Source organism: Azospirillum canadense (assembly GCF_025961225.1).
Lineage (GTDB): Bacteria > Pseudomonadota > Alphaproteobacteria > Azospirillales > Azospirillaceae > Azospirillum > Azospirillum canadense.
Map to the genome: position 1 here is coordinate 1929416 of NZ_JAOQNG010000001.1, position 18904 is coordinate 1948319.

15 protein-coding genes are annotated in these 18904 nt (G+C 69.5%); 5 read left to right on the forward strand and 10 right to left on the reverse strand.

The genetic code is table 11. From position 1 onward, the window contains the following. Window positions 1-216 carry a DUF1150 domain-containing protein gene (locus M2351_RS09200; RefSeq protein WP_264655792.1) on the forward strand — a complete coding sequence of 72 codons (216 nt, stop codon included), beginning with the start codon at window positions 1-3 and terminating at the stop codon, window positions 214-216. Between the two features lie 172 nt (window positions 217-388). Here the strand turns inward: M2351_RS09200 and M2351_RS09205 are convergent, their stop codons facing one another. The 5 genes from M2351_RS09205 to M2351_RS09225 form a co-directional block, all read right to left on the reverse strand. Next, window positions 389-733, reverse strand: a complete 345-nt coding sequence (locus M2351_RS09205; protein ID WP_264655793.1) for a hypothetical protein — start codon at window positions 731-733, stop codon at window positions 389-391. A gap of 20 nt (window positions 734-753) precedes the next feature. After that, window positions 754-1656, reverse strand: a complete 903-nt coding sequence (locus M2351_RS09210) for an OmpA family protein (RefSeq protein ID WP_264655794.1) — start codon at window positions 1654-1656, stop codon at window positions 754-756. A gap of 104 nt (window positions 1657-1760) precedes the next feature. Then, window positions 1761-3329, reverse strand: coding sequence for a DUF4384 domain-containing protein (locus M2351_RS09215; RefSeq protein WP_264655795.1), 1569 nt, complete (start codon window positions 3327-3329; stop codon window positions 1761-1763). Between the two features lie 50 nt (window positions 3330-3379). Further along, window positions 3380-3976 (reverse strand): DUF4399 domain-containing protein, encoded by a 597-nt coding sequence (locus M2351_RS09220; protein WP_264655796.1) that lies wholly within the window; start codon window positions 3974-3976, stop codon window positions 3380-3382. A 46-nt stretch (window positions 3977-4022) separates the two neighbouring features. Continuing rightward, complete coding sequence (locus M2351_RS09225) at window positions 4023-4562, reverse strand: DUF4399 domain-containing protein (RefSeq protein ID WP_264655797.1); 540 nt, start codon at window positions 4560-4562, stop codon at window positions 4023-4025. A 280-nt stretch (window positions 4563-4842) separates the two neighbouring features. Between M2351_RS09225 and M2351_RS09230 the strand changes: the two genes are divergently transcribed. Then, a complete protein-coding gene (locus tag M2351_RS09230; RefSeq protein ID WP_264655798.1) occupies window positions 4843-6315 on the forward strand; it encodes a mechanosensitive ion channel family protein in 1473 nt (490 codons plus the stop codon). A 4-nt stretch (window positions 6316-6319) separates the two neighbouring features. Here M2351_RS09230 and M2351_RS09235 read toward each other — a convergent pair whose 3' ends face one another. Both M2351_RS09235 and M2351_RS09240 read right to left on the reverse strand, forming a co-directional pair. Continuing rightward, window positions 6320-7489: a DUF2336 domain-containing protein gene (locus M2351_RS09235; protein ID WP_264655799.1), complete on the reverse strand. Its 1170-nt coding sequence runs from the start codon at window positions 7487-7489 to the stop codon at window positions 6320-6322. Window positions 7490-7520: 31 nt separating this feature from the next. Continuing rightward, window positions 7521-8072 carry a MarR family winged helix-turn-helix transcriptional regulator gene (locus M2351_RS09240; RefSeq protein WP_406567371.1) on the reverse strand — a complete coding sequence of 184 codons (552 nt, stop codon included), beginning with the start codon at window positions 8070-8072 and terminating at the stop codon, window positions 7521-7523. Window positions 8073-8414: 342 nt separating this feature from the next. Between M2351_RS09240 and M2351_RS09245 the strand changes: the two genes are divergently transcribed. From M2351_RS09245 to M2351_RS09255, 3 genes are all read left to right on the forward strand, one after another. Continuing rightward, window positions 8415-9371, forward strand: coding sequence for an alpha/beta fold hydrolase (locus tag M2351_RS09245; RefSeq protein ID WP_264655800.1), 957 nt, complete (start codon window positions 8415-8417; stop codon window positions 9369-9371). 184 nt (window positions 9372-9555) lie between these two features. After that, on the forward strand, window positions 9556-9885 hold the full coding sequence (locus M2351_RS09250; RefSeq protein ID WP_264655801.1) for a hypothetical protein: 330 nt from the start codon (window positions 9556-9558) through the stop codon (window positions 9883-9885). A gap of 164 nt (window positions 9886-10049) precedes the next feature. Continuing rightward, on the forward strand, window positions 10050-10376 hold the full coding sequence (locus tag M2351_RS09255) for a hypothetical protein (RefSeq protein WP_264655802.1): 327 nt from the start codon (window positions 10050-10052) through the stop codon (window positions 10374-10376). 164 nt (window positions 10377-10540) lie between these two features. Here the strand turns inward: M2351_RS09255 and M2351_RS09260 are convergent, their stop codons facing one another. From M2351_RS09260 to M2351_RS09270, 3 genes are all read right to left on the reverse strand, one after another. Further along, window positions 10541-12304: a methyl-accepting chemotaxis protein gene (locus tag M2351_RS09260; protein ID WP_264655803.1), complete on the reverse strand. Its 1764-nt coding sequence runs from the start codon at window positions 12302-12304 to the stop codon at window positions 10541-10543. A gap of 131 nt (window positions 12305-12435) precedes the next feature. Then, window positions 12436-16728, reverse strand: a complete 4293-nt coding sequence (locus M2351_RS09265; protein ID WP_264655804.1) for a translocation/assembly module TamB domain-containing protein — start codon at window positions 16726-16728, stop codon at window positions 12436-12438. A 133-nt stretch (window positions 16729-16861) separates the two neighbouring features. Further along, on the reverse strand, window positions 16862-18787 hold the full coding sequence (locus tag M2351_RS09270) for an autotransporter assembly complex protein TamA (protein ID WP_264655805.1): 1926 nt from the start codon (window positions 18785-18787) through the stop codon (window positions 16862-16864). Window positions 18788-18904: the final 117 nt, after the last annotated feature.

Here is an 18904-nt window from a genome sequence, read left to right on the forward strand (position 1 = left end):
ATGACCGCCCCGCACGTCGCCTTCGCCGCCACGGACAGCAGCTTCGCCCGCTACGGCATCACGGACGTGGCCTACACCCGGACCGTCCTGCTGGAAGGCCGCACCGCCTACGCCGTGCACGCCGCCGACGGCACCTGCCTGTGGCTGGACACCGACCGCGAAACGGCCGTCGCCACGCTGAAGGACCACGGCATGAGCCTCGTCAGCGTGCATTGAGGGGTTGTTCGCTATTGATATTCGATATCGATAAATGAGTGGTCGCGTTGGGCCCCCCTCCCGACCTCCCCCCATCTTCGACGGGGGGAGGAGAAAAGCCCTCCCCCGCACAAGTGGGGGAGGGTTGGGTGGGGGCCCAACGCGACCACTCATGTCGTCACCGTAAGGCGACCTATTCCTTTTCCCTCGGACTTAACATGCACGACGTGCGGTTTTGGCTGACGATGGACAGTGTCCGTTCGGGTTCGCCCGCGCGGCGGAAGCGCAGGGCGTTGATCTGGCTGGCGACGCTGAGGGACAGGACGTTCAGGTCGGCCTCGTCGATGATCTTCTCGCCGTCCTGCCAGCATTGGACGCGGACGCGGCCACGGGCGACGCCGATTTCGATGCCGCCGGACTCCGCGCCGACGGTGTGGCCGTTCTTGCGCACCACCGTGGCGTCGGCGGCCCCCGAAAATACGGGGATCGCCGCCACGGCGAGGAGGATTCCAAGCAGTAAGGGGAGAGTGCGGACCATGACGGCCTCCTCTGCCCGGCTTACTGGACCGGCCGGAACTCGACGCGCCGGTTGCGGCTGTCGGTCGGGTCGGGGGTCAGGGGCTGGGTCTTGCCCATGCCGGCGATGGCCAGGCGCTGCGGCTCCACATGGTGGATGCGCACCAGATACTCGCCCACCGACACGGCGCGGCGCTCCGACAGGCCGAGGTTGTACTGGTCGCCACCGACGGAGTCGGTGTGCCCCTCGATGACGAGGCGCAAGGACGGGTCCTGGTTCATCAGCCCGCCGACCGCGTCGATGTAGGAATAGAATTCCTTCGGAACATCGGCCGAGTTGAAGGCGAAGTTGATGCGGAAGCCGAAGCCGTTGGTCGGCTGCTCCTCCTTCGCCGTTGCCTCCTCCTGCGTCGACAGGGTCGCTGGCTGGACGGCGGCCTGCTGCCGGTGCGAGGGGCGCGGGGAGGGCGCCGGGGCCATCGGCGGGGCGGCGGCTTCCTGAACCGCCGGACGTTTCGGCTTCGGCTGGGGTGCGGGCTCCGGCTGCGCCATCGCCGGCTGCTGCATCGGCGCCTGCTGCATCTGGGGCTGCTGCATTTGCTGCTGCATCGGGGCCTGCTGGACTGGCGCCTGCTGCATCGCGGGCGAGCCATAGGCGGCGGACTCGGTCTGACGCGGGCGCTGGGCTCCGTTGATGCCGCTGCCGACGATCTCGATGCTTCGGGTACGAATTTTCGGCTGCTCCTGCCCATCCACCGGCGCGGCGGGCTTCAGGGTCTCGCGCAGTTCGTCCACGGTCGGCGGCCGGTCGAACATCATGACCTTGTTGCTGCCCGTGCCCTCCACGGTCTGGGCCAGCGCCGGCGCGGCACAGGCGGCCACCAGGACCGGCAGCGCCACGCGGCCCAGGAGGCGGAAGCTGAGTTTCGAAATCGGTCGCGGCATCGGTGGCCTCCCATATCGGGGTGAGGTGTCTTGCCTGCCTGTGTACGCCCGATGGCCGGCCCCCGCTGTGAGCCGGCCAACAGTTCGAGCGTGATCGTGAAAGCTCACTTCATCGCCGCGACCGCGGGCAGCACCTGAACCTTCATCTGCCGGCTGCGCACGCTGGTCCCCTGGATGCTGTTGTAGGAGGCCAGCACGTCGGCCAGCGTCGCGCCCGGGATCGGTTGCAGGTCGGCCGTCTTGAAGCGGTCGGGGATGCGCGTCCCGATCTCGTCCGGCGAAACCACGCAGGCGATGGTCTCGTCGGCGCCGGGACGGTCCATGCGCAGGTTGAACGGCTTCTGCGCGCCCGGCGGCACCTCCACCTGCTGGTTCGACTGGAGGAAGCTGTCCGGCTGGAAGCGGTTCGGGAAGATGCGGGCGACGGCGCCGCTGGCGTCCTGGTAATAGCAGTAGACGAAGCCGTTGGCCGTCGGCTGCACGCGCACGACCAGCGCCTCGCCCACGCGGTAGCGTGGCTGCGGCCCCCGGTCGGAGCCAAGCGTCAGGTCCGGCGCCCCGGCGGCGCTGGGGCTGGGGGTGGCGCGCGGCAGCCCCTCCCCGCCCGCGTTCGACACCGATTGCAGGCGCGGCGCGCCCGTGCCCTTCTGCCCGGCGGGCTCCGCCAGCATGCGCTGGTAGAGGTCGAAATCGACCCGGCCCGTGGCGATCAGGTCATGCTCGGCTTGGTAGCGGCCGATGGCGTCGCGCGTGCGCTCGTCCAGCTGGCCGTTGTCCGGCCCCTCGTAATAGCCACCGGCGGCAAGCACGCGCTGCACATAGGCGACGCGCTGCGACGGCGCCATGCCTTCGAACCAGTCCCGCGCCTGGCCGGCGAAGGCCGGATTTGTCTGGTCGATGCCCAGGCACTGCCAGTAGGGCACGCGGGTCATCTTGCCGAGCGCCTCGATGGCGCTGAGTTCGACCAGCGTGCGCACCGCCTGGTGCAAACCTTCGGATTTGTTGAGCGAGACGTTGAAGGACAGGCCGGCCTTGCCGATCACCGCCCCGGCGTCCGCCCCCTTGCCCGACGAGATGACGGCGAGCGAGTTGCTGGCCGACAGGCCGGGAATGATCTGGCGGGTCGCCAGCTCGCCGACGTTCAGGTCAACGGAGATGACCGACATCACCTGGTCGGCGGAGATGCCCAGGTCGACGCTGGGCAGCGAGATGCCGGCGCTCGCCGCCTCGCTGACCACGTTGTCGTCCAACTGCGTGATGGCGCCGCGGATGTAATAGGAGGGCGCGCGGAAGTTCGGCTGCACGCCGATCATCCAGTAGAGCGCGTTGACGTCGTCCAGCGTCGGCTCGAAATCCACGAAGCGGAAGGCGTTGGAACGCTCCGACATGCGCGACACGGCGGTGATCAGCATCTCCTTCGTGCCGCCGGCCACCTTGCCGGTGGCGTCGGGGATGCCGTTGGAGGTGATGAAGATGTCATGCTTGCCGTGGTCCCACAGCAGCGTGTCCATGCAGCGCAGCGCCTCGCTGAAGTTGGACACGGTGCGCACGGCCGGCGTCTTCGGCTTCTGCACGACGGTGGCCTGCTCGCCCGATGTGACGCAGGCTCCCAACAGGAGCAGGGAGGCCGCCGCTAAGAATTTCACAGGCACGAACCGCCGAACGAACGCCATATGGTCGCCTCCCCGGGGAGCAAGGATAAGCAGCAATCGTCACGCAGCCATCAGCGGGCCGAGACGCGGGTGTTGTCCCCGCCCGCACGCACGGTGATGGTGATCTTCTTCGACATGATCGGCGGGTCGTGCGGGATGTGCTCCGAATCGCCCATCAGAAGTTGCAGCGTGTGCTTGCCGGGCGGCAACTCCACGTAGGTTTCCGTCTGCCCCTTGCCGAAATGGATGTGGTTCTTGTCATTGGGGATCGGCTCGTCCATCGGCGGCAGGTCCGCGTCGACCAGCAGGTGGTGGTGCCCGGTGTTGTCCTTGCGCACGCCGGCCGGGGCCACGCCGAAGTTGCGCAGCCCGAACCAGACCTTGAAGCGGCCCTGCACCACCTCGCCGTTGTTCGGCCAGCCGATGTAGACGTAGGCGTCCTTGGGCGCCTTGGTCCGCCCGGCCTTGGCTGCGTCGGGTGTGGTCGGGGTGCTTTCGTGCTCGTGCCCATGGCTGGCGGGCTGCGGAGTGTTCTTGGTGTCGGCCAGCGGCTTGTTCAGCGGGTCGGCTTCCGGCGACGACTGTGCCGCCGCGGGGCCGGCGGCCAGCAGCAATCCGATCGCAACGGTGCCGAGCAAGGCTGGAATCCGGGCGGCGGAGTGCGTCATGACATCCTCCCTTCAGCGCGTGGTTTCGGGTTCGGGGCACCGCGATTCAGGGCACCGTGATGGTGATCTTCTGCGACATGACGGGCGGGTCGAACGGGACATGGTCGGCATCGCCCAGCACCATTTGCAGCGTGTGCTTGCCCGGCGGCAGTTCCAGCCGCACCTCCGTCTGGCCGCCGCCGAAATGCAGCGACTGCTTGTTGTTGGGGATGGGTTCGTCGTAGGTGGCGAGGTCGGTGTCGACCAGCAGGTGGTGATGGCCCGTGTCATCCTTGCGGATTCCCGCCGGTGCCACGCCCATGTTCTGCAGGCCCATGCGCACCCACAGCTTGCCGCCGGAGACCACGGCGCCGTTGTTGGGCCACATGATGTAGGCGCGGGCACCATCCGGCGCCTTAATCCTCCCCTTCTGCTCTTGACCCGTCTGGGACGGAGCTGCCTGGGAGGGGGCCGCCTGGGAAGGGGCCATTTGGCTTTGTGCCGTCTGATTCTGGGCGGACTGGTTCTGAGGATTCTGATCTTGGGCCAGCGCGGCGCCCGGCAACAGGAGCAGCGCGGCCGCCATCACCATGGCGACACGGGTCATCGACTCCCCCCTTTTGCTTATGTACCGACAATCTTATGCCCTGTCGCGGCGCAGTGATCGCGGTTTTTCGACCCTCATCCTTTCACCCCCGGCCCGCCGAATAGTTGGTATCGACGAAGCCGGTTCTTTACCCCATTTTGTGGGAAGAAGTCGGCGCGAACACCCTATTCCTTTGCGAGCTTGACGGCACCGCAGCCGGTGCGAAGGTCGCAAGGGGCGAACAGGTGCCCCGGCACGCCAACCTTTGCCACCTTTGGCACGCCCACGGAATCAACGCGCCATGCCCGACTCGTCCCGCCTCGCCCCGCTTCCCATCGGTCCCGCGGGGGCGCCGTCCCGGCCGAGCCTTCGCCTGTTGCTCGTGCCGGCGCTGTTGACCATCGGCGCAAGCGTGGCGACGGCACAGCGGCCCTGGCTGGCCGGCCACGTGGCGCCGGTAGTCGGCTTCATGGTCGCCGACGCGCTGTCCATGCTGCTGGCGGTCGCGGCCTGGCTGGGTGCAGCGTGGCTGGGGTCGCGCATCATCGACCTGGTCGTGGCGCGCAACGCACGGGCCACGCCGATGCCGCGGCTGGCGACCGACCTGCTGCGCGCGCTGATCTACGGGATCGCGGTGCTGGGCATCCTGGCCTATGTGCTGGGCCAGCCGGTGACCGGGTTGCTTGCCACCTCCGGCGTGCTGATCGCGGTCCTGGGCTTCGCGCTGCGCAACATGATCGCCGACATCTTTTCCGGCATTGCGCTGAACATCGAACATCCCTACCGGATCGGCGATTGGATCGAGCTGCCGCCGGGCATCACCGGCCGGGTGGACGAGATCAACTGGCGCGCCACGCGGCTGGTCGCGTTGGACGGCACCACGCTGACCGTGCCGAACGGACTGGCCGCGGGCAGCCGCCTGATCAACTACAGCCAGCCCGGCAGCGGCTTCCGCACCAGCGTGTCGATTACGCTGGACGCCGACATCCCGGTGCCGCGGGCCAAGCGCATCCTGCTGTCGGCGGTGGTGTGCTGCGACATGATCCCGGCGGAGCCGCGGCCGGACGTGATCGTGGAATCGGTCACGCTGCACGGGGTCGCCTATCACGTTCGCTTCTGGGTCAAGGACTACGCCCGGCTGGCCAGCAGCCGCGATGCGGTGACCACCGCCATCCTGGAGCAGCTGTCCCGCGCCGGGCTGGAGCCCTCCTACCCCAAGCAGGAGGCGGCGCGCACGCACCGCGCGACGATCCCCACCACGCCGGAAGGGCTGGGGCGGGAGCTGCTGTCCCACGTCGACCTGTTCGCCGCCTTCCGCGAGGACGAGCTGGCCGAACTGGCCGCGGGCATGCACCTGCGCCACATCGCGGCGGGCGACGCCGTGGTCCGCCAGGACGAGACCGGCACGTCGCTGTTCCTGGTGGCGGAAGGCGCGCTGGACGTCCGCGGCAGTTTCGGTGGGCGGACGATCCTGCTCGACCACATGGGGCCGGGCGAAGTGTTCGGGGAAATGTCGCTGCTGACCGGCCAGCCGCGCAGCGCGTCGGTGATCGCCAACACCGACGCCATGGTCTACGAGCTGGACAAGGAAATCCTCGACCCCATCCTGCGCCGCCGCCCGGAGCTGGCGTCGCGGCTGGCCGACCTGATGGGCCTGCGCCAGCGCCGCAACGACGCCCACCGCCGCGCCTCCGCCAACCCCTCCGCCACCGCGGCCCCGGCCGTGGTGGACCACGACCTGCTGGCGCGGCTGAAGACGTTCTTCAAGTTATGAGGGATCATCCCCCCAGTGGCGAAAACGGCAGGCCCGCCTGCTCCATCGCGCGCTCGATCACCTCGGCGGAGGTCTGGTCGAAGAGCTGGAGCAGGAGGTCGTCGACCTCGCGGTCGTCGCTGTTGGCGCAGCCGTCGAACAGCGTCGCGATCGCCTCCGTCTGGAAGCGCTCGCGCCCCTCGTCGCCGCCTTCGTAGTGGAGCGCCTTGGCGACCGCGATGGCGATGCGGAAGGGCTTCATCAGCGTGAAGGACAGGCCCGCCTTGGCGAACAAGCCTTTCAGCGCGTGCGGCCCGCCGTCCCAGGCGAGCTGGCGGGCGTTTTCCGGCGGCAGGTTCGCGCGCACCGCCATGCCGGCGTTGAACAGCGCGATCTCCCCCGCGCAGAGCGCCCGGAACAGCAGCGGCGCCGTCAGCCGGCCGCGGATCAACAGGTGGCGGGCCAGAAGCTCCACGTCCGCCTCGCCGGGCGTCAGCGGCTTCAGAAGAAGAAGAGTCGCGGCTTCCCGCGCGCGTTGGACCAGCTTGCCGATCAGCTGCGGGTTCAGTCGGTTGGAGCGGATCAGGCGGGCCCGGATCTCCTCCGACACGAAGAGGATCAGCTTTTCCAGCACGGCGGCCGACAGGTCCGGCCGGGCGGCCATCGCCTCGTTGACCGTGGCGACCACCCCGAAGCGGTCGAGCACGTCGTGCAGCGTTGGCTCGGCGATCACCGCACCGCGGTTGCGCAGAAGCTGCGTGATGACGATGACGTTGCCGCTGCGCACCAGTGCGTCCGACACCGCCGGGGTCAGCGTCTTGCGGCCGGCGATGGCCAACTCCTTGGCCGGCCGCCGCTCCGTCAGGATTTCGAGAAGCAGGCCTTCGCTGAGCTTTTCGGCATGGCGCAGGATGGGAAAGGCCACCCGGTCCACGTCGCGCGCGAGCCGGGCGGCCAACTCCTCGGTCAATAGGCTGGAGTTGTGGATCTGCCAGGCCACGGCCTCGCGCACCGCGGTCACCGCGTCGGCGGCGAAGCGTTGAAGGATCTCCAGCGCCAGCGTCCGCTCGCTCTCCGCCAGTTCCCCCGCCTCCAGGTCGCGCACCAGGTTGGTCATGGTGTCGATGCGCGCCTGGGCGTCGGGCGCGGCCAGAAGCCGCTGGACGTCCTTCTGGGTCAGGGAACGCGGTGCCATGCGCGATGTCTTCCGTACGAACGCTCGGGGGTCAGAAGTCCGGCGTATCGTAGCGGATCAGATCGCTCCACGCCCGTTCCAAACGACGCAACGTGCGGTAGGTGGTGTCGAATTCCGCCGCCTCCTCGTCGGACCGCACCAGCCCCTCGGACCGCATGGCCTCCAGGTTGCGCAGGGCTTCGCAGAGCTTCAGGCCGCGGTCGGACAGGCGCAGGCGCGCCGTGCGCCGGTCCCGCTGGGAGGCGGTGCGGTCGACATAGCCCGCCTCCACCAGATGCTTCAGGTTGTAGGACGCGTTGGAGCCCAGATAGTAGCCGCGCTCCAGCAGGTCGCGGACCGACAGCTCCTCACCTCCGATGTTGATCAGCATCAGGGCCTGACCGGGGCTGAGGTCGTCGATGCCGATGCGCGCCAACTCCATGCGCAGGACATCCAGGAACCGGCGCGTCATGCTCTCGATGATGCGGCCGAGGTCGGTGTAGACGGCAGGCACGGCGCCACGGGTGGAACCGATCCGTTCAGGCTCGCGCTCGTCAGCCATACGGTTCGACGCATGCGAAACGTGCTTGGCGGCGGCGTTCATGGCGATTCTCCCGCTCTTTGATGGGCATTCATACGATTATGCTTTGCGTATCATTGGCTTTTGAACCAGGGAAAACCGTATCTCCCCAGATCACATAGAATGATAAGATTTTAGTTTAATTTGTGGAAACAATGTTAGGACATCACCCGCGGGCACCGCAGGAAAAGCCACGTCCGTAAGTCGCGGGGCTTCCATGGAAGGGAACGCCCAAGGCTGCGCTCTTGTTGCATCGGGGCCAACCATCCACGCTACCCGACCACGCCGGAGGAGCCCCGCGATGCCGCCGACCTCAACGCCGACGACGATCCGCCGCCCCGTCCCCACCACACGGAGGGCCGGCTGATGCGCACCGGATTGGCCTTCACCGCCGGCCTGCTGGCCGGCCTGTGGCTGGACACCACCAGGCGCAAGGCGCGGGCCGAGCGGCAGCACCCGCCGACTGGCCGTTTCGTCAACGCCGACGGCGTGACGCTGCATTACCTCGACCGCGGGCCCAAGACGGGCCGGCCGGTCGTGTTCCTGCACGGCAACGGTATCCTGGCCGACGACTGGGCGCTCAGCATCCTCGACCGTGCGGCCGAGACGCGGCGCTGCGTTTGCTTCGACCGGCCCGGCCACGGCTACAGCGAGCCGGCGCACCTGCACTCCAGCCCGGCCGCGCAGGCGGCCATCCTCGCCGCCGCCGCGCGCAAGCTGGGGCTGGAGCAGCCGATCATCGTCGGCCATTCGCTGGGCGGTGCGGTGGCGCTGGCCTGGGCGCTGGACTTCCCGGAGGAGGTCGGTGGGCTGGTGATCCTGTCGGCCTTCACCCACCCGACGCCGCGGGCCGACTTCATCCCCTTCATGGGTCCGGCGGTTCCGGTCGTCGGTCCGGCGATGAGCCGCACGGTGCTCCAGCCGCTGGACCGCCTGATCATCGGCCCATTGGTCCGGCACATCTTCGCGCCGAACCCGGTGCCTGAAAGCTACGACAGCATCCCGCCCGATCTGCTTCTGCGCCCGACGCAGCTGGAAGCCGCCGCGGCGCACACCGCCGCGCTGATCCCCGGCGTGGCGGCCATGGCTCCCCGCTACCCGGACATCCGATGCCCCACGGCGATCGTCGCCGGCCTGGAGGACCGCGTCGTCGATCCGCATGCCCACGCCGTGCCGCTGCACGACGCCATCGCGGGGTCGACGCTGCACCTGCTGGCCGGCACCGGCCACATGCCCCACCACGCGCGGCCGGAGGCGGTGCTGGCCGCCATTGAGCGCGTGGAACGGGCGCTGGCGGCGGAGCCCGCCCACGCGGCGTCCTGAGTTCTCCAGGGAAACAGGCGCCGGGACGGATTCTTGCCCGCATGGGGGGTCATCGATGGCGAATCGAAAAAAGCGACTCGATGCGACTCGGATGAGCGATGGTTAACAGTTTGGTTACGATCCTAGGGCTAACGTTCCTCTCAGAACGCACCACCCAGCGCCCCAAGGATTTTGACCGATGTCCATGGCTGCCGACGTTGACACCATCGAACGCACCTCCATCGTCGCGTACACCCTCCTCAACGAGCTGCACGACGTGCTCGCTCTGCCCAAGGCTCCCGACGATGTGACGCTCGGCATCCTCATGGGCCTGTCCATGTTCATGGACGACAAGGTCGGCCCGATGCGTGCCAAGCGCCTGATGTCGGAGGCTCCGACCATCGTCCTGAAGACGGACGCGCACGTCACGTCCGACCAGATGCAGCGCATCCTCCCGGTGCTGCGCGCCTTCGGCGACCACCTGAAGGACATGCGCGCCAAGGCGTCCCGTCCAGTCGACGACACCGTCGCCTGACGCAGGGCAGCCCTGCAAAAGACAAAAAAGGCTCGGCCGCAAGGCCGGGCCTTTTTTTGTGCCCGCGCGGACGGCCTGTGTGGAAGGATGGTGCGGACCTTGACCATGCTGCGAATTCGGCGGATGCTTCGTATCTTCGTCCACCGCAGGTATGGATCGGAGCCATGGACGGGCTTTCCAGCGGATGGCTGTCGGCGGTGTCCTTCGTCGCCCTCCTGGCAGGCGTGACCATCAGCGTCGTGGTGCTCGCCGCCGTGGGGTCGATCCGGCGCAGCCTGAACGAGGGCACGGCCCGCCAATCCCAACAGGTCCGCAAGCTGGCGGAAACCGTCGCCACCCTGAACGCCCAGCAGCGCGACGCCGAGGCGCGCATCCAGCAGCTGACCGACGCCAACCGCAAGCTGACCGAGGAGATGGTGGCGCTCCGCGAACGGCTCGGCGACGCGGAGTCTCTTCCGCGCGCCACGGGGACAGCGCGGATTCTTCATTGATGTGAGTGGGCTAACCGCCGGGAGTTGGGCCCCCACCCTAACCCTCCCCCACCTTCGGCGAGGGAGGGAACTCCGCCACTCCGACGCCAAGCCCCTCCCCCCGCGAAGTGGGGGGAGGCTGGGAGGGGGGCCCAACTGCCGGCGCTTAACCCACCCCCCTTAAATCACGCCCGCAACCGGAAGCGCGACACCATCTGGTCCAGGTCGTTGGCCAGCCGCCCCAGCTCACCGGCCGCCGCGGCGGTCTCGGTGGCGCCACTGGCCGTCTCGCTGGAAATCTGCGCCAGGAAGACCACCGCGTCCTTCACCACGTGGGCTTGGCCCGAGGTCTCCACCGTATCATGCGCCACTTCACGCGCGGCGTCGGCGACCTGGGAGACGTTGCGGCCGATCTCCGCGGTGGTGGCGCTTTGCTGGTCGACCTCGTGCGCGATGGAGGCGGCGATGCGGTCGATCTCCCCGATGACCTCGTTGATGGAGGCGATGGACTCCGTCACCCGCTCCATCATCGTCGCAACCTCGGTGATGGAGGCGACGCTGCGCTCCGTCTGCGCCTGGGTCGTGGTGATCTTTTGCTCGATCTCCTCGGCGGCGCGCGCCGACTGGGTGGCAAGGTGCTTGACCTCGTTCGCCACCACCGCAAAGCCTTTCCCAGCCTCGCCCGCCCGCGCGGCCTCGATGGTCGCGTTCAGCGCCAGTAGGTTGGTCTGCTGCGCGATGTCGGAGATGACGCGGATGACCTCCCCGATCTCCGTGCTGGCGGTGTCGAGCTGGCGGATGGTTTCCACCGCCTGGGTCATGGCGCTCTCCGCTTGGTCGAGCACGGCGCCGGCTTGACGGGCGGTGGAGGAGGCCTTGTGCGCGACCTGCGAGCTATCGGCGGCGTGGCGCGCCACCTCGCGGATGCTGGCACCCATCTCCTCCGCGGCGGCGGCGACCGCCTCGGCGTTGGCGGCCAGTTGCTCGGCGATGGAGGACAGGTCGCTGACCGCGCTGACGACGCCGTCCACCGCGTGCGCGATGCCGCCGGCCTTCTCGTTCATGCGCTCGGCGTTGCGGCTCATGTCCCCGGCCGATGCGGTCAGTTCGACTGAGGCCGCGGACACCGACCCGCTCGCCTCGCTGACGCGGGCAATGTTGTCGCGCAACGTGCCGATCAGCCCGTTGAAGTCCCGTGCCATGGCGGCGATCTCGTCCTTGCCGTCCACCTCGGCGGTGCGCGACAGGTCGCCGACCGAGGCGGCGGCGATCACCGCCTGCACGCGCGGGATCGGCCGGACCACTGCCCGCCCGATCAGCAGCGCCGTGGCAATCCCGATCAGCATAATCAGCGCGCTGATGCCGCCCAGCGCCCAGGCGGCCCGCGCGAATTCCCGGTCCACGTCGTCCACGTAGAGCCCCGACGCGATGATCAGCCCCCAGGGGGCGTAGGTTTTCACGAAGCTGATTTTGGGGAAGGACAGCTTCGGATCCTGGCCCGGCTTCGGCCAGGCGTAGGCGGCGAAGCCACCCTCCGCGCTCGCCCGCGCCGCCGTCAGCATGGCGTTGATGAAGGGAACGCCGTTGGGGTCCTTGGCGCCGGTCAGATCCTTGCCGACCAGCTTCGCGTCCGCGCCGTGGGCGACCACCACGCCCTTCTGGTCGAGCACGAAGAAATATTCGGTCCCGTTGTGGCGCAGCGCCGTCACAGCGGCCAGGGCCGCCGTCCGCGCCTGTTCGTCGGTCAGGCGCCCGCCCCGGGCCTCCGCCGCCTCATGGGCGACGAGGCCATGGGCGACCTCCACCACGCTCTGCACCCGCTGCTCGCGGTCGGCGAACATCTGGCCGCGCATGGTGACCAGGGCATTGGCCACGATCAGCGCCAGCCCGATCAGGCAGACGCCGAGGATCAGGCCGACCTTCACACGGATGCTGAGATTCTTGAACACGCTTCGCCTCTCCGGGGATCATACGTACGCCTATGGAAGCATAGCGTGCATTGCCCGACGGATCGCGCATTTTCTCCAAACGGGGTACCCAATTTTGTTTAAAACGCGGGTAATCTTCTTTCCGCCGTAGGTTAGTAGTTCCACTCCCACTTCACGCCCAGCCGGGTTTCGGAATCGGCGCCCACGTCGGCCTCGGCCTTGATGTTCTTGGTGATGTCGACCTCGACCGTGGCGCGGCTCTGGTTCGCGCCGATGCCCTGCTCCACGCCGACATAGACGCGGTCGCTGACGTAGCGACCGGCCTGCACGGCGCCGCCCTTGCCGTTCTCGCCGGAGGTGAACTCCAGCCGGTCCACGCCCAGCGACTTGCGCACGCGGGTCAGCAGCCCGCCGCCCCCGCCGCCGAAGCCGGCGAGCGTGGCGGCCGACTGGGCGAGCTGCACCGCCTCCCCCGCGCTGAGGCTGCTGACCGACTTGCCGAACAGCACGCCCGACAGCACCTCGTCCTGCGGCAGGCCCTGGGGCGAGGTCAGTTCCAGCTTCGGCTGCTTGGCGGTCCCGCCGATCACCACGTCGGCGGTGACGTTGTTGGCCGACGCCTCGGCCAGCAGGTCGAGCCGCGGGTCGATCTGCGGCCCGCCGTCGAACTCGATGATGCCGCGCTTGAAGTCGAAGTTCTTGCCCAGCAGGTCCAGGCTGCCCTTCAGCATGGTCAGCCGCCCGGTGACCAGCGGCTGGCTGGAGGTGCCGGCCACCTTCAGGTCGGCGGAGAATTCCGATTCCAGCCCACGGCCGCGCACGAAGATCTGGTTCTGCGCCTGCACCGTCAGGTCCAGCGCCATGGCGAAGGGGGCGTCCGGTGCCGGCTGCCCGTTGGCAGGCTTGCCGTTTCCATTCCCCTTGGCCCCGTTCCGGCCGCCGACCTCCACCACCTTCAGGTCGACGACGTTCGGCGGGGTCTGGTTCGGGATCTGGATGTCGGCCTTCTGGATGCGGATCGGCCCGGCCAGCCTGGGGTTGGTGAAGGTGCCGGTCAGGGTCAGGGAGGCGCCGATGTTCGCCGTCGCCAAGTCGTTCTGCGCCAGCCGCGCGTTGTCCGCCTGGATTTGCAGGTCGAGCTGCTGGGTCTCCGTCGCGCCCGGCCGGATCACGCCGCGCACGCCCAGCGCGCCGCCGTTGGCGGTGTTGGCGGTGAAGCTCTCGATGGTGAAGACATCGCCGGTGCCGACGATGCGGGCGTTGATGTTGCGGATGATGGCGCCCGACGCCCGGTTCTCGTAGCGGGCGTTCTGCAGAGTCACCACGCCGCCGAGCTGCGGCTTGCCCACCGTGCCGCCGACGCTGACGTCCAGCTTCAGCGCCCCGCGCGCCCGGTCGCCGGTGGCGGCCAGCAGGTCGTTGGCGATGGCGGCGTCGATGGTGCCGTTCAGCGCCCCCTCCAGCGCTCCGCGTTCCGGCACGGAAACGGCCATGGTGTCGGCGTTCATCACCAACGGCGCCCCAGCCGTCAGGTTGACGCGGCCGGCGCCGTTGCGGGTGGCAGCGTTGCCGGTGACCGACACGCGCTGGTCCTGCCAGCGGGCGTTCACCGTGGCGTCGACGCCGGGCACGCCGGCCTGCGTCGTCTGCTGCGCCTTCAGGTTGGCGACGCGCACCGTCGCCTCGGCGCGCGGGCGGGCCAGCGTGCCGCCCAGCGTCGCCTGGGCGTTCAACGTGCCGTCCAGCCGCAGCGCCGGGCTGGCCAGCCGGGCGAGCGCCATCGGCACCTGGTCCAGCCGCAGCTCCCCCGACAGCCGGTCGCCGACCATACCCAGGTCGGCGACAAGCCGCGCGTTGCCGCTGACCAGCTGGAGCCCTTTCACCTCATAGCGCCGCTCGCCCACCGCAATGTTGGCGGCTTGCGTCAGCCGGAAGCCCTCGCCCAAGTAGCGGCCCTGGAGCCGGTCCAGCCGGATCCGGTTGAGGCCGTTGTCCTGCGCGAAGTTGCCGGCGAGGTCGAGCGCCAGCGGGTCGCGCCCGGCCCCGGTCGCCTCCGCCCGGAAGCCGGCCTTGGCGAGGGAGCCGTCGACGCTGGCCGTCACGCGGGCAAGATCGTTGCCGGCCGCGGCCCCGTCCAGAAGCTCCAACCGCGCCTTGCCGCTGGGGCTGCCCAGCGCGTCGGCGACGTCAGCGTTGGCGGTGATCCGGCGCGCGACCAGCAGAGGACTCCCCTGCCCTTCGACGCGCAGGTTGTTGGCGTTGGCGGTCAGGGTGGCTCCCTGCTTGCCGTTCGGCGCGTCGAGCGCCACGGTGAAGCCGGCGGCCCCGTCCAGCGGCACCCCGGCCAGCTCCGACAGCGTCTTCAGCTGCGGCAGCGTGCCGTCGAGCTTCCCCGTCGCGGTCAGCGCGTCCAGCGCCACGCGCACCGCCCCGGTGATGCGGTTCGCCCCGTTCGCCAGCGCGAGGTCGCTGACCCGCAGCACCTGCCCCTCCAGCGCGTAGGCCGCGTCGGCGGTCAGCCCGGCGCCGGCCAGCCCAGTGCCAATAAGTTCGGTGCGCGCGTTGATCCGCCCACGCGGGCTGGCCGGCAGATTGGCGGCCGTGGCGGTCAGGTCCGTCGCGCCGAAGCGGCGGCCCTGCACGGTCAGGCCGCGGGCGTTCAGCTTGGCCTCCGCCGCCAGCGCGTCGAGCGGGCCGTTGGCCGTCGCATCCAGCGCCACGGTGCCGGCCATGGCCGTTCCCACCTTGTCCCCGACCGGGGCGAGGTCGGCGATCTCCAGCCGGGTCTTGGCGTCCACGCGGTTGTCGACCAGCGAGCCGGTGCCGGTCAGCCGTCCGTTGCGCCCGTCCACATTCAAATCGGTGAGGCGCATTGCCCCACCCGGCTCCATGCCGGCGGCCAAACGCAGCGTCGCGGCGTCGCCCAGCACGGCGTCCGCCGGGGTGCCGGTGTCAAGGTTGCGGAGGTCGCCGTTCAGCTCAGCCGTAAGCACGCCGTCAGCCGCGCGCCGCACCGGCCCCTGGATGGTCACCGCCCCGCCGAGCGGCCGCCCGGCGAGACCGGACAAGCGCGACAGGTCGTCCGCGGTCAGCGCCAGCGTGACGTCGGCCGTCTGCCCCCAGCCGCCGGCGTTGCCCTGCGCGGTCACGGTGGCGGCGGCGCTCGTCAGGGTCAACCCTTCCAGCTGCACGTTTCCGTCGCTGGTGGACAGCCGCGCGCGCCCGTCCAGCCGCACCTCCGGCCCCGCCGCCGCGGCGATGGCCGGGTCGTTGCCGTACAGGTCGCGGATGACGCCCTGCACCGCAACGGTCAGCGCGTCCAACGTGCCGTCGGCGCTGCCCGTCACCACGCCCTCGCGCCACGCGATGTCCGGCGCGAGGCTGTGCAAAGCGGAGTCCGGCCCGGCCGCGACCTCATATTTCAAATTCAGGGTGCGGCGGTCGGCGCCCACCGTGCCGTTCAGCGTCGCCGTCCCGGCGGCGGCCTGCACGGCCACCGGTTGCAGGGTCAGCGCGCCGTCGGGCGCCACAAGCACCGTGCCATTCAGCGCCGGCTGCGGCCCGACCAGCGGCGCGACCTGCGGGCCAAGCAGAGCCGCGACGTCGCCGCCGGCCGCCAGGGTCACCGCGTGCCCCTCCGGCACCGCCTTCACGGTGGCGTCGGCGTTCAGGCGGGCGGCGTTCTCGGCCGTCGCGGTCAGCGTGCCTTTCCAGTCGTCCAGCGTGCCCTGCCCGTCCAGGGTCGCCGCGACCGGCGGCTCGCCGGGGATCGCCAAAGCCTTGGCGATCAAGCCGCCCGCCGGCTCCGACGCTTTCAGGTTCAGGTCCAGCCGCTTCTGGTCGGGGTTGAAGGCCGCGTCGAGCTTCACCTGGCCCGGCTGGCTGTCGATGCGGTCCACCGCCAGATGCGCTTCCAGCGACGACCCGCCGGACGCGAGGTCGAGCGAGCCCTCGACCCGCAGCACTGCCGCCTGGCCCAGCAGCGGCTCCGCCAAGCGCAGCTCGTCCACCTTCAGCCGGTCCACCGCGACGCCCACTGGCAGGCTGGGCAGCAGCGAGGTCGGCCCCTGCTGCGGCGGCTTGGGCACCGGCTGTTCGGCGGGCAGCGGCGCGCGTTCGACGGTCACGCGCTGCGCCTCCACCACATCGGCCTTGGCGCGGCCGGTCAGCAGCGCGGTCGGGGCGAGGTTGACGTGCAGCTGCTCCAGCTTGAGCCAGACGCCCTGCCGGTCGGCGACCGAGACTTCATCAATGGTGAAGTTGAAGGGCACCGCCCCGCCGATGGTGCCGATGGTGACCTGGAGGTCCGGGCCGTTGACCGCCTTCTCGATGGTCTGGGCGATCCAGCGCCGCACGGCGTTCGCCGGCCCCCAGCCGCCACCCGCCGTGTCGGCGGCAAGCGCGCTGCCAGTCACCGCCGCGCCGCTCAAGGCGACGAGAACCATCGGAACGACAATCAGACGACGAAACCCCGTCACCACGCACCCCTTCGCGGTACTACCCGAACGATACAACGGGAAACAGGGAGTTGCGTCCCAAACCAAGGGGCATTTTTGGGCCAAAGACCAATGATTGCTCTCAAAAAGCCTGCCCCAGGCTGATGTAGAGCTGCCATTTCGCGTCCCCGGACTCCGCGTTCACCGGGAAACCCACATCCACACGCAATGGTCCGAAATCCGTGTAATAACGCGCGCCGATGCCGGCGCCGACCCGCAGCTGCTGGCTGAAATCCGGGAAGGCGCTGTCGTAGACCGTCCCGGCGTCCACGAAGGGCACGACTCCGATCGTGTCGGTCACCTTGATTCGCAGCTCCAGCCCCGCCTCGAACAGCGACCGCCCGCCGGTCGGGTCGCCGAACACGTCGCGCGGCCCCGCCTTCTGGAAGCCGAAGCCGCGCACCGATCCGCCGCCGCCCGCGTAGAAGCGGTGGTCCGGCGGGATCTGCGCCAGCGACGCCCCCGCCGTGCCGCCCAGCCCGATGCGCCCCGCCGCGACGTAGCGCCCGTCGCCCGTAATGTCGTGATAGGCCGACGCGTTGACCTGCAAGGTCGTAAACTGCGTGTCCGTGTCGCCGCCGATGGGGAACCACGGCGTTCCCTGGAAGGACACGCGGTAGCCCTTGGTCGGGTTCAGCAGGCTGTCGGACCCGTCCCAGGCGATGCCGACCGGCACGCCGACGAAGGCTGTCTGGAACTCCTGGAGGTTGGAGCGCACCCGCCCGCGCTCCCCGCTGACGCTGATGGAGGACTTCAGCTGGTCGGTCCACTGCCGCTCCAGCCCTGCGGACAGGAGGGTCGCGACGCGGTCGTAAGCCGGAAGCTGCTCCGACGCGACCTGGAAATTCGCGATCAGCGACTGCCGCGTGGCGAGGAAGTCCGGCTTGCGGAAGCTGGCGGAGAAGCGCAGGTCCGGCAGGTCGAGGTCGCGCCCGCGGGCCGACCCGCTGCCGTTGTCGCCGGCAATGCGCCCGATGTCGACGCCCAGCCGCAGCTGCTCCGCCCCGCCGAACAGATTGCGGTGGCCCCAATAGGCGCCGCCGCCGACACCGTCGGTGGAGGAATAGAAGACGTTCGCCCCGATGAAGCGGAACTTGCGCTCCGCCAGGGTGACGGTCACCGGGGTGGAGCCGCCCGGACCCGGCTGGTCGGCCAGCCGTACGCTAACCGTGTCGAACACGCCGAGCCCGGCGATCTGCGACCGCGCCTTGTCCAGCAGGGCCGCGTCGTAGACCTGCCCGCGCGACCAGGGCAGCCGGCCCAGGATCAGGTCCTCGTCGACGTCCTTCAGCCCCTCGATCCGGGTGTCCCCGAACAGGACCAGCAGGCCGGGGGCGACCGTGTAGGTCACGTCCATGGTCCGCTCGTCGTGGTTCACCACCACGCGGCGCTCCGCCACCGTCGCAAAGGGATGGCCGCGGTCGGACAGGCGGCGCAGCAGCGCGCTCTGCCCGTCCACCACCAGCGGCGCGCGGGCGCGGTCGCCGGGCTTCAGCCCGATGTCCTCCGGCGTGATCGGGGCGCCCGGCAGCGGTGCGGCGTCAGCCGATTTGATAATGACGGTCTTGAAGCGGTAGGCTGGTCCCGGCTGCACGGCCACCGTCACCTTCGCCGGCTGCCGATCGGCGTCGACCCGGATGTCCAGCGTCGCGTCGTAATAGCCCTCCGACCGCAGCGCCGTCTGCAAGCGTTCCCGGTCGTCGGCGGCCCGCCGTTCCAACCCCAGCACCGACGGCGGCGGGTCGTCCTTCAGGCTGACCAAGGTGGAAGTGTCGTTCAGGATCTTTTTGAGCCCGCTGTCCTCGACGCCCGTGATCTCCACCTCATAGGGGACCTTGGGCCCGGCCTCCGGCTGGGCGGAGGATGGCTCGGCCGGTGTTTCGGCGGGCGTTTCACCGGAGGGTGGCGGCGTCGGCTCCTGCGCGCGCGCTCCCTGGCCCGCCAGGGAGGCGAGCGCACCGGTGAGCAGCAGGACGGCGAGACGGGAAGCGGAAGCGCGGCGGATCATCAACGGGCAATGTGGGTTGTTGAGACAAAACCGCCAGTGACGCCGCCGTCGCACCCCCATGGAAATTCCGCATATCCGATTTGGTGGCGATTGGGTGCCTCTCCGCTTGCGTTATGA